This window comes from Parasphingorhabdus halotolerans (genome assembly GCF_012516475.1).
Taxonomy (GTDB): Bacteria; Pseudomonadota; Alphaproteobacteria; order Sphingomonadales; family Sphingomonadaceae; genus Parasphingorhabdus; species Parasphingorhabdus halotolerans.
This window is the reverse complement of record NZ_CP051217.1, coordinates 970408-982537: the sequence shown is the minus strand read 5'-3', so window position 1 is coordinate 982537 and position 12130 is coordinate 970408. Positions and strand designations below refer to the sequence as shown.

Annotated in this window: 7 protein-coding genes; 5 read left to right on the top strand and 2 right to left on the bottom strand. The window is 54.7% G+C overall.

Going from position 1 to position 12130, the window contains the following annotated elements:
• The first annotated feature begins 146 nt into the window (after positions 1–146).
• A complete protein-coding gene (locus HF685_RS04690) occupies positions 147–1106 on the top strand; it encodes a bile acid:sodium symporter family protein (RefSeq protein ID WP_246218753.1) in 960 nt (319 codons plus the stop codon).
• A gap of 13 nt (positions 1107–1119) precedes the next feature.
• Here HF685_RS04690 and HF685_RS04685 read toward each other — a convergent pair whose 3' ends face one another.
• Both HF685_RS04685 and HF685_RS04680 read right to left on the bottom strand, forming a co-directional pair.
• A complete protein-coding gene (locus HF685_RS04685; RefSeq protein ID WP_168818502.1) occupies positions 1120–3627 on the bottom strand; it encodes an ABC transporter permease in 2508 nt (835 codons plus the stop codon).
• 91 nt (positions 3628–3718) lie between these two features.
• Complete coding sequence (locus HF685_RS04680) at positions 3719–4456, bottom strand: ABC transporter ATP-binding protein (RefSeq protein ID WP_168818501.1); 738 nt, start codon at positions 4454–4456, stop codon at positions 3719–3721.
• A gap of 18 nt (positions 4457–4474) precedes the next feature.
• Here HF685_RS04680 and HF685_RS04675 point away from each other — a divergent pair, with 18 nt between their 5' ends.
• The 4 genes from HF685_RS04675 (at position 4475) to gltB (ending at position 12121) form a co-directional block, all read left to right on the top strand.
• Positions 4475–5170: an arylesterase gene (locus HF685_RS04675; protein ID WP_168818500.1), complete on the top strand. Its 696-nt coding sequence runs from the start codon at positions 4475–4477 to the stop codon at positions 5168–5170.
• A 154-nt stretch (positions 5171–5324) separates the two neighbouring features.
• On the top strand, positions 5325–6530 hold the full coding sequence (locus HF685_RS04670; RefSeq protein WP_168818499.1) for a toxic anion resistance protein: 1206 nt from the start codon (positions 5325–5327) through the stop codon (positions 6528–6530).
• Between the two features lie 6 nt (positions 6531–6536).
• Complete coding sequence (locus tag HF685_RS04665) at positions 6537–7253, top strand: hypothetical protein (RefSeq protein ID WP_168818498.1); 717 nt, start codon at positions 6537–6539, stop codon at positions 7251–7253.
• Positions 7254–7468: 215 nt separating this feature from the next.
• Positions 7469–12121, top strand: a complete 4653-nt coding sequence (gltB, locus tag HF685_RS04660; protein WP_168818497.1) for a glutamate synthase large subunit — start codon at positions 7469–7471, stop codon at positions 12119–12121.
• The last annotated feature ends 9 nt before the right edge of the window (positions 12122–12130 follow it).

Sequence of the window (12130 nt, the reverse complement as noted above, 5' to 3'; positions counted from 1 at the left end):
ATTCTGCCGTATTAGAGAGGGAAGGGGGCGTCTCGCCCTGCCTTATGTTGCCGCGCCCTTAGCCTGTTTGGTGCTGCACTGCAACATTAGAAAGCGGCGCCGCAATTCCATGTTCGCATCGTTCGAATTTTCGGTTAGGGGCAGCCATGGAAATGTTTCGGTTAGTCCTGTCTGATAAATTTATCTGGTTGCTTGGCGGGGCGGTGCTGCTGGCGACACTATTGCCGGTCAGTGGTGCTGCTGTTGGGATTGCTAATATGGCCGTTGCCGTCGCGGTCTTCTGGATATTCCTGCTGCACGGCATCCGGCTCGAACGGCACGAGGTAGTGGCGGGATTCCGAAACTGGAAATTACAGGGTACGATCTTTGGTTTTGTCTTCGGAGCGATGCTGGCGATTGGCTACGGCTTGTCCGTGCTGCTTGATAATCATGTGATGCCAATGATCGCCATCGGTTTTCTTTATCTGGGCTGCCTGCCCTCGACGGTGCAATCGGCCGCGAGCTACACGGCCATTGCGCGCGGCAATGTCGGCGCATCAGTGGTTGCGGCAGCAACGGTGAATCTGTCTTCAATCGTTCTGTCACCAGTGTTGTTTGCTTTATTTGCCAGTTCGGTAGGGATTATTATTACGGCAGGTTCGTTTATTAAAATCATCACCATGCTGTTTATCCCGTTTGTGATCGGGCAAGTCATCCAGCGTTGGGCGCGGCCCTGGGTTCTGCGCAACAAGGACCTGACGGGTTGGGCGGATCGGCTGGCGATTAGTCTTGCGGTCTATGTTGCCTTCTCTGGCGCGGTGGTGGCGGGTGTTTGGCATAGTGTGCCCAGCGATCAATTCATGCTGGTTGGCGTTGCTATCGTGGCCATGTTGGTGTTGGCTTTTGGCGGTGCTTGGTTGCTCGGCGGGATGCTCGGCTTTCCGCGAGATGACCGCAAGACGCTGTTATTCGGTGGCGCTCAGAAAAGTGTCGCAGTCGGTGCGCCGTTGGCCGCAATTCTGTTCCCTGCCGAGACAGCCGGGTTTTTGATGATACCCCTGCTGTTCTATCATCTCTCCAGCTTGACACTATCTGCGCCTCTGGCGATTATTTTGGCGAGGGATTGAAGCTTTACCGGCGTTAGAGTTCTCTCAAAGCCCGCGCAGGTTTGGCCGATAATATCGGGATAGAACCCAGTAATCCGATACCCAAAGTCACAATCGCGCCGATCGCGAGCGTCACCAAGACCACGCCCCAATCCGGCTGCCATGTAAACTCGAAAATCTGCGTGATAACAAACCAACCGGCAAGCAGACCCAGTCCCAATGCGACGACAGACAGGATTAGCGCCAAGGCGGAATATTCAATCGCCTGTGCTGACAATATTTGTCGCCGGGTCGCGCCAAGCAGTTTGAGGATCACGCTGTCGTAAATACGTGACTGGCGGGACGCTGCAACTGCCCCGATCAGCACCGCGATTCCGGAGAAAATAGCGATGGAGGCGGCGGAGGCAATGGCTGTTGCCATCTGATTGAGGATCGTGCCGATTTGCGAGGCAATTTCCTTGACCTTCACCATCGAAATGGATGGGAAATCCGAGGGTAGGTTATTCAGCAATCCCTCTTCTTCGGGGCCGTTCAACTGGATTGTCGCAGCGACGTTATGAGGGGTGTTCGCGAGTACATTGGGCGGGAAGACCAGCACATAGTTAAACCCGAAATTTCGCCAATTGACTTTGCGCAGTGATGCCACAGTGGTTTTAATCTCGACACCCAGCAAGCTGACGGTCAGGCTGTCGCCCACTTTCAGGCCGAGCGCGCCGGCTTGTTCGGCATCAACCGATACCAGCGGCGGGCCATCATAGTCAGGCGCCCACCATTCGCCCGAAACTATCTCGCTGCCTTCCGGAATGTCCGCGCTGTAGGTTAGTCCGCGATCTCCGCGCAGCACCCATGCGCCTTCAGGGATTTCGTCAAGCTCGGACACCACTTGCCCGCCATATTCGGTGATGATGCCGCGCAGGGTCGGGACGATATTAACCTCGGCTTCAGGGGCTTTGGCGGTGACACTGGCGCGAAATTCATCCGAGCGTTCGACGGGAATGTCGAGGACGAAGAAATTGGGGGCTTCCTGCGGAATGCTCAGGCGGATTTCGTTGGTCAGGCTTGTCTGGATCGCCGCTAGTGTCGCAAATAACGTCAGGCCCAGACCAAGCGCCACCACAAGCTGACCAGTCTGCGCTCCCGGCCTGTGGAGGTTGGTAAGGGCCAGACGAAGCAAAGGTTGCTTCGGGCGCGGTGCTTTGCTCGCAAGCCAGCGGATCAAAATGCCGAGCAGGCTGAGCAACAACAATATGCCCAGCGCGGAGAGGATGAAGAAGAAGGAGAAGGTCGGTTCTCTGGTGCTGCCAAGCGCCAGCCCAACAATGGAGAGACTGGCCACGGCCACGGCAATTAAAGTTGAGCGGTCAATGCGTCGCCAGCCGCGGGCATCGCCGCGGAATAATCCCGCAGCCGGTATCAGTTTCGCTTTTGAGAGAGGAGGCAGGGCGAAGATGGTCGCGATCAAAAATCCGTAGGCTGCGCTAACCAGCAATGGGAGTGGATAGAGCGCAAATTCGGGCTTGATCGGCAACACATCGCCCGCAATCTGAATGATGAATAGCGGCACAAATGCTCCGACTATCAAGCCCGTGACGATGGCGATCATCGCGACCGCAAATATCTGCAGCATATAGATCCGGAATATCATCGCGCTATCCGCGCCGAGGATTTTCAAAGTCGCAATTGCGCCTTGTTTGCCGCGCAAATATGAGGCCACACCATTGCCCACGCCTATGCCTGCAATGACGAGGGAGGCGAGCCCGACCAGAGTCAGAAACTGCCCCATGCGTTCGATAAACCGCCTTGTACTCGGTGCGCCATTGTCACGGGTTTTAACCTCCCATGCAGCGTTTTTATATTCTGCTTCCAGCTTGTCGCCAAGCTCTTCCGGATTGGCAGTCGGCGGCAGTTTCAGGCGATATTTGCTCTCGAAGAGACTGCCCGGCTGGATCAACTTTGTGGCGCGCAGGCCCTCGACCGAGGTGATCGCGACCGGCCCGAGAGACAGCCCTTCACTGAGCCGGTCAGGTTCATCACCAATGATGCCTTTGACCGTGAAGCTTGCTTCGCCAAATTCTATTGCATCGCCGGTTTTGATCGAGAGCCGCTGGACTAGCGCCGGGGTGATTAATATGTCCGTGGCATCAAGCTTGGGGGCAGCGCTGCCATCAGCCAGCGTAAATTTACCATAGAGCGGATAGGCGGTATCGACGCCCTTCAGCTCGACCAATTGCGTATCACTGCCGTCGGGCAAGCGTGCCATCGCCTGCATGCGCAATGTTTCGGATAGTTCGCCGGTCGCTTCCAGGGATGCGATTTCGGCAGGGGTTGCCTCGCGCTGCGCTACCGATATTTCCAGATCGCCACCCAATATCGATTGTCCGCGATTGGCGAGTTCTTCGGTGATTGCGCTGGTCAAGCTGCCGATCGCCGCGAGTGTGGCGACGCCCAAAAATAGGCACACGATCAGCAGCCGCAAGCCGACAAAACGTCCGCGAAGGTCGCGGCGTGCGATGGTCCATGCTTTGGAGAGACTGGACGTCATAAAACCCGCTCATGCTGAGTTTGTCGAGGCGTCCTGTCGATAAAACTCTTCGACCGGCTCATCGTGAACGGTGTTATCTGCTCAAAGCTCATTACGCGCCGCTATCCGTTTCAATCATCCCGTCACGAAGCGAAACGATCCGGTCGCACCGTTTTGCAAGTTCGGGGTCATGGGTGATAATCAGCAATGTCGCCTGCGTGGCCATTTGGCGTTCAAACAAAAGTGCAATGATTTTCTCGCCGGTCGTCTGGTCGAGATTACCGGTTGGCTCGTCGGCAAAAATAATCGACGGCCGCGACGCCATAGCTCGGGCGATAGCCACGCGTTGCTGTTCACCGCCGGATAATTGCATAGGATAATGGCCCAGTCGATCACCTAGGCCAACCGCTGCCAATTCCTTTGCTGCAATAGCAAACGGATCTTTTTGACCATCGAGTTCAAGCGGCACGGCCACATTTTCCAGCGCGGTCATCGTCGGCAGCAAATGAAAAGCCTGTAGCACAATGCCAACGCGCCCGCGCCGCGCGACCGCCAGTTCGTCCTCGTTCATCGCGCCGAAATCGGCACCCGCGATATTCACCGTCCCGCCGGTGGCGCGTTCGAGGCCCGATAAAATCGCCATCAGCGAAGATTTGCCCGAACCCGATGGACCCAGCAATGCCACGGTGGTGCCGGTCGTTATCGACAGATCGATACCACCCAATATATCGACGCGCGCATCGCCTTCGCCCAAAGAGAGGGTGACATTTTGTGCTTGAATAGCAATATGGGGTGTAGAGCTAGTTTCAGTTTTTGCGGCGTCGCGGGTTGCGGCGGTTTGTGGGGGCATGATGGGAGAAGTTATCCAATGTTGAAGACGTTATCCGCATATGGGTTTTGTATTGCCATTCTTCAACTTCTGATTGCCTGCGGACCAGCAACGGAAACGCAGACCGCGCCAAAGCAAAGTGAGCAAACCGCGAAAAGCGAACCGGCAAAAGAGGCCAAGACCCTGATATTGGCTTTCGGCGATAGTCTTTATGCGGGATATGGCCTTGCGCCTGACGAGGGCTTTGTCCCCGATTTGCAAAAAGCGTTGAATGATGCCGGGCAAGATGTGAAAGTCCATAATGCTGGTGTTTCGGGCGATACCACTGCCGCCGGACTGCGGCGGATGGATTTCGTTCTGGACAGCCTGCCACGAAAACCGGATCTCGCCATTCTTGGACTGGGCGGCAACGATTTGCTGCGCGGATTAAAGCCTGAAGAGACCCGGGCAAATATGGATGCGATGGTCAAAAAGCTCAAAGACCGCGATATTCCGGTGCTGCTGACCGGCATGCTCGCGCCACCTAATCTCGGCAAAGATTTTAGCGATAAGTTTAATGTCATCTACCCAGCACTCGCAAAAAAATATGGTGCTGATCTCTATCCGTTTTTCATGGATGGTGTGGTGGCACGGCCGGATTTGATTCTGCCCGATGGTATCCATCCCAATGCGGCGGGGATCGACGTGATCGTCGCTAAAGTAGCGCCATCAGTTGCATTAGCGCTTAAAGACTGAGTGCTGGACCAACGGCGCACATTACCGGCTTTTTTGCGCTCTACTGTATTATTTTTGCAATACAGTAGCGGTAACGCTTGAAAAATGGAGCATTTGCATCCATTTATGGAGCAAGATGCTGTAGTTTAAACAGCGATATGGAGGCTTGAACCCAATGGCGACAGAAACAATTACCGCGACCGAAGAGTTAAAACTGACGCCACCAGATCCGGTTGTGGCGGTTGCTCCGGAAAAATCCGTTGGTCTCGTCCCGGTTGGTGACGAGGTGAAATCCAAGCTTGAGGAGAAGGTCGATAGCTTCATTGCAGACTTGATCGCGCAGGATGAGAATAGCCCGGAATTTGGCAAGAAGGTGGACCAGATCACCAATATGGGCCGCAAGGAAATTACCGAGGCTGCTGGACAATCCAATCGTTTTCTTGATCGGCCGATCCGTTCGATGGACGGTGAGAGCGGTATTGGCGCTGATTTATCCGAACTGCGCCGCACTGTGGAAGACCTTGACCCCGGCAAACGTGGCAATCTGACGACCAAGAAAAAGCTGTTCGGCATTATTCCGTTTGGCAACAAGCTGCGCAATTATTTTGATGGTTATGTCAGCGCGCAAGGCCATATCTCGTCCATTTTGGATCGTTTGCGGTCGGGCAAAGACGAGCTGCTGATGGACAATGCAGCGATTGATGTGGAGCGCAAAAACCTGTGGGCGGCAATGGGCCGGCTTGAGCAGATGATCCATGTCTCGCAAGTCATGGACCAGCGGCTAGAAGACAAGGCAGCAGAGCTCGACGCGAGCGACCCTTCCAAAGCAAGAGCGATCCGCGAAAGCGCGCTGTTTTATGTACGCCAGCGCACCCAGGATTTGATGACCCAGATGGCGGTGACGGTACAGGGCTATCTGGCGCTTGATCTGGTGAAGAAGAATAATGTCGAACTGGTCAAGGGCGTAGACCGCGCCAGCACTACTACCGTAGGCGCGCTGCGCACCGGTGTGACTGTCGCACAGGCGCTGACCAACCAGCGTTTGGTGCTCGATCAAATTACGGCTCTGAACACGACCACTGCAGGTATTATCGATAGCACTGGCGAGATGCTCAAAAATCAGACCGGATTGATCCACGAACAAGCGGCGTCTTCGACCATTCCGCTCGAAACGCTGCAACGTGCATTCCAGAATGTCTATGACACGATGGATAATATCGACACATTCAATCTCAAGGCGCTGGAAAATATGAAGACCACCGTCAATTCCTTGTCGAGCGAGATCGAGAAATCCAAAGGCTATATCGCACGCTCGGAAGGGCAGGCGAAGGCGGCGCTCGAAGCCCCAGCCGATAACCCGCTCACGGCGCTGGAGGACTAGATATCCGTGTCTGAAAGCAACCAACAGGTCTATGATAACGCCCGGAATTATCTCCGCAGCTATAAATATGCGGAGTCGATTGGTGAGCGGTCCAAGGGATTGAAGAAAGGCCATTTCTACAAGAAGCTTGGCCGCGCTGCGCTCTGGACGGTCGGGGTGCTGGTGGGGGCCAGTATTGTTGGCGGCATATTGAGCGGTATCGGCTTTTGGGGAGTGATGATTTCCGCTGGCCTTATCGGTGGCGGCATTTGGGCCTCGATGAAATTCCCGAAGATGAAAATCCCGACGCCGGAAACTTTGGTGCAATCGGATCTTAAAACCCTGGCAGGCAAAACCGAAATCTGGCTGGAAAACCAGCGCCATATGCTTCCGCCGCCCGCCGCGAAAATTGTCCAGGATATTGGCACACAGCTAGATATGCTCTCCCCGCAGCTGCAAAAACTCAACGACAAAGAACCAGCGGCTTATGAAGTACGCAAACTGGTCGGTGAGCATTTGCCTGAGCTTATTTCCGGCTATCGGTCGATCCCTGCATCGATGCGAACCAAAGGCGAAAATGGTGGCAAAAGTCCGGATGAGCAGTTGCTCAGCGGTTTGCAGTTGATCGAGAAAGAGATTTCCGGCGTTACGCAGCAAATCGCCAAAGGTGATCTGGATAATCTAGAGATCCGCGGGCGCTATCTCGAAATGAAATATGACAAGAATGTTGAGAGTGAAACGTAACCCCAGTCTTTAGCGGGATCCCATCCGCTGCCTTTGTTTTGGAGTGGTTTTTGCCTTGTCATTTGCTGCGAAATGCAGCTACGCATGAAAGCTAGGCTTGGAGCCGGTGCAAGATTCATTTTCGCAATTGCGCGTTTCACATCTTTAAATTGCGTAAAATAACCTCTAGCATGCCGATAAATTACAAAAGTTTCAAAAAGAAATAGGGACGGTGAATGAACTTTCCGCCTAAGCAAGGCCTGTACGATTCAAACAACGAGCATGATGCATGCGGCGTTGGGTTTGTTGCGAATATCAAGGGTGAAAAATCCCATCTGACCGTCAAACGCGGTTTGGAGATTTTGATCAATATTGATCATCGCGGCGCGGTCGGCGCAGACCCTCTTTTGGGGGATGGCGCGGGGATATTGTTGCAGATTCCCGATGCTTTGCTGCGGGATTGGGCGGATTCAGAGGGGTATGCACTGCCACCGGCAGGCGACTATGCCGTCGCAATGTGCTTCATGCCATCCGACGTCGCGGAATGCGAATTTGCGACATCCCATTTTGAGCGTTTCATTGCCAAAGAAGGACAGGTTCTGGTGGGCTGGCGCGATGTGCCGATCAATACAGCCGGTCTCGGCAAAGCCGTGCTCGATCAAATGCCACTGATTCGCCAGGCAATCATCGGCAAAGGCGAATCGATTGCCGATCAGGACGCTTTTGAACGCAAAATTCTGGCTTTGCGCAAGCAAGTCCACAATCCGCTCGAGGATCATGCCGAAAAGCTGGGCATGCCCGGCCTTTCAGAGTTTTACATGGCATCTTTTTCGACCCGCACGATTGTTTACAAAGGGCTATTGCTCGCCAACCAGGTCGGCAGTTTTTATCGGGATCTCGAAAATCCGCTGACGACCTCTGCTTTAGCGATGGTTCACCAGCGTTTTTCGACCAATACCTTCCCGTCTTGGAAATTGGCGCACCCATATCGTTTCATTGCGCATAATGGCGAAATCAACACGGTACGCGGTAACGTAAACTGGATGAATGCGCGCCGGAGGACAATGGAATCCGAATTGCTCGGAGCCGATCTTGATAAAATGTGGCCACTAATCCCGCACGGCCAATCGGATACCGCGTGCCTCGACAACGCGCTAGAACTGCTGGTCGCTGGCGGCTATTCGCTCGCCCACGCCGTGATGATGCTGATCCCGGAAGCCTGGGCTGGTGATCCAATGATGGATGCCGACCGCCGGGCTTTCTACGAATATCATGCCGCGCTGATGGAGCCTTGGGATGGCCCGGCTGCAGTGGCGTTCACTGACGGGCGTCAGGTTGGCGCTACGCTAGATCGTAACGGTCTGCGCCCGGCGCGCTTTTGCGTGACGGATGATGGCCATGTGATCATGGCGTCTGAATCGGGTGTGCTGCCTGTCAAAGAAGATAATATTGTCCGCAAATGGCGTCTGCAGCCCGGCAAAATGTTGCTGATTGATATGGAACAGGGCCGCATCATTGAAGATGAGGAGATAAAGGCATACCTGGCAAAGGCGCAGCCATATGCGGATTGGCTGGAGGCGACCCAGTATAATTTGAAAGACCTCGACCTCGACGACCTGGATGATGTTGCAGCGCCAGATATGCGCGGTGAAGAAAGCCCCGCAGCGCTGCTCGATAGGCAGCAGGCTTTTGGTTATACTCAGGAAGACGTAAGCAAGTTCCTTGAGCCAATGGCAGCCAAGGGCGAAGACCCGATTGGTTCGATGGGGACGGATACGCCAATTGCGGTGCTCTCGGGCAAGTCGCGTTTGTTGTATGATTATTTCAAACAAAATTTTGCGCAAGTCACTAACCCGCCGATTGATCCGATCCGCGAGGAACTGGTGATGTCGTTGGTCTCGATGATTGGTCCGCGCCCGAATTTGCTCGGCCGTGATGCAGGCACCCACAGACGGCTTGAGGTTGATCAGCCAGTGTTGACCAATTCCGATCTGCTGAAAATTCGCTCGGTCGAAGAGGCGCTGGATGGCGCGTTTCGCACGGAAACCATTGATATGACCTGGGATGCTGCCAGCGGCGCCGCTGGTCTGGAAATGGCGATCAAGGAAATGTGCTGGGCCGCGACCGAGGCTGTGCTTGACGATCGGAATATTCTTATCCTTTCTGATCGCACACAGGGTCCGGATCGCATCGCGATGCCTGCCCTGCTGGCAACTGCGGCGGTCCACCATCATCTCGTGCGCCAAGGGTTGCGTATGCAGACCGGGCTGGTTGTGGAGACCGGCGAAGCGCGTGAAGTCCACCATTTCTGCGCTCTTGCTGGCTATGGCGCGGAGGCGATCAATCCCTATGTCGCGTTTGAGACCCTGGAAGAAATTCGCATCCGCCGTGAGCTGCCACTGACCACGCAAGAGGTCGAGAAAAACTATATCAAGGCGGTTGGCAAAGGCATTTTAAAGGTCATGTCAAAAATGGGCATTTCGACCTATCAGAGCTATTGCGGTGCGCAGATTTTTGACGCAGTTGGTCTGTCGAGCGCATTTGTCGACAAATATTTCACCGGAACCGCAACGACAATCGAAGGCGTTGGTCTGGCAGAAGTTGCCGGAGAAACAGTATATCGCCACACCGAGGCTTATGGAAACAACCCGATCTACAGGAATATGCTCGATGTTGGCGGCATCTATGGATTCCGGCTGCGCGGCGAAGAACATGCCTGGACGCCAGCCAATGTTGCAAACTTGCAGCATGCGGTGCGCGGCAATGATGCTAAGAATTACGAAGAGTTTGCGCAATCGATCAACGCACAAAGCGAGCGCCTTCTGACCATCAGAGGTCTGATGGAATTGACCAAGGCGGATACACCGCTCGACATCAGTGAAGTTGAGCCGGCCAGCGAGATTGTAAAACGTTTTGCCACAGGGGCGATGAGTTTCGGTTCTATCAGCCGCGAAGCACACACCACGCTGGCGATTGCGATGAACCGTATCGGCGGAAAATCGAACACCGGTGAAGGTGGCGAAGAACCGGATCGCTTTATTCCGATGGACAATGGTGATTCCATGCGCTCGGCAATCAAGCAAGTCGCCAGTGGCCGCTTTGGCGTGACTGCAGAATATCTGGTCAATGCCGACGATATCCAGATTAAAATGGCGCAGGGCGCAAAACCGGGAGAAGGCGGGCAGCTTCCTGGCCCGAAGGTGGACAAGAATATCGGCAAAGTGCGCCATTCAACGCCAGGTGTCGGGCTGATTTCACCACCGCCGCATCATGATATTTATTCGATTGAGGACTTGGCCCAACTGATCCACGATCTGAAAAACGTCAATACAGGCGCGCGGATCTCGGTGAAGCTGGTCTCCGAAGTGGGCGTTGGAACGGTTGCAGCCGGTGTTTCGAAAGCACGGGCTGATCATTTGACGATTTCGGGCTATGACGGCGGCACAGGTGCTTCGCCGCTAACCTCTCTAACCCATGCCGGTTCTCCCTGGGAGATTGGTCTTGCTGAAACGCAACAGACGCTGCTGTTAAACGGCCTGCGTTCGCGTATCGCGGTGCAAGTTGACGGTGGACTGCGCACAGGTCGCGATGTCGCCATTGGCGCGCTGCTGGGCGCTGACGAATTTGGTTTTGCAACGGCGCCGTTGATCGCGGCTGGCTGTATCATGATGCGCAAATGCCATCTTAATACGTGCCCGGTCGGTGTTGCCACTCAAAACCCCGAACTGCGCAAGCGGTTTACCGGCCAGCCGGAGCATGTGATCAACTATTTCTTCTTTGTCGCGGAAGAACTGCGCCAGATCATGGCGGAAATGGGCTTCCGTACGATTGAAGAAATGGTCGGGCGCGTAGACCGGATCAATATGAACAAGGCGCTCAGCCATTGGAAGGCGGAAGGCATTGATCTGTCGCGGTTGCTGCACTCGGTTGAATTGGCTGAAGGCGAGCCGTTGCACCAGACGATCACGCAAGATCATGGTCTGGAAGCGGCACTCGATCAGGATTTAATCGCTGCTGCATCAGCCGCTCTTGACCGTGGCGAAACCGTCAGGATTGAGCGGGATGTGAAAAACGTCAACCGGACCGTTGGCGCGATGCTGTCAGGCGAAGTGGCCAAACGTTATGGTCACGAAGGCCTGCCCAATAACACGATCCAGCTGTTTTTTAGCGGTGTTGCCGGTCAGAGCTTTGGTGCGTTTCTGGCGCATGGCATTACGGCAGAGCTTATTGGCGATGCCAATGATTATGTTGGCAAGGGGCTCTCAGGTGGTCGCGTTATCGTCAAGCAACCGAGCCATGTGCAGCGTGATCCGACTGAGAATATCATAGTCGGTAACACGGTTCTTTATGGCGCAATTGCAGGCGAGGCCTATTTCAACGGTGTTGCTGGCGAGCGGTTTGCGGTGCGCAATTCAGGGGCCGTTACGGTTGTTGAGGGCACTGGCGATCACGGCTGCGAATATATGACCGGCGGTGTCGTTGTCGTGCTGGGTAAAACCGGACGCAATTTTGCCGCTGGCATGTCGGGCGGCGTGGCTTATGTCTATGATGAAGATGGCCTGTTCCGCCAGCGTTGCAACATGGCGATGGTTGACGTGGAAGCTATTGAAGCCGATCATCCCGATGTGGAGTGCACAGTGCCACCGCAGCAACGGACGGTTGATGTGCGTGATTTTGGCATGGGTGACATGCTCTATCACAGCGAAGCCCGGTTGCGGATATTGCTCGAGCGACATCATCTTTACACCGGCAGCAAACGGGCGCGGGCTCTTCTGGATGACTGGGAAAATGCGCCGGGCAAATTCGTAAAGGTCATGCCACGGGATTATGCCGCGGCGTTAAAACAGCTGGAAGCCGAGCGCCTCGACGCCATTGTAGCTGCTGAATAATCGAAGATA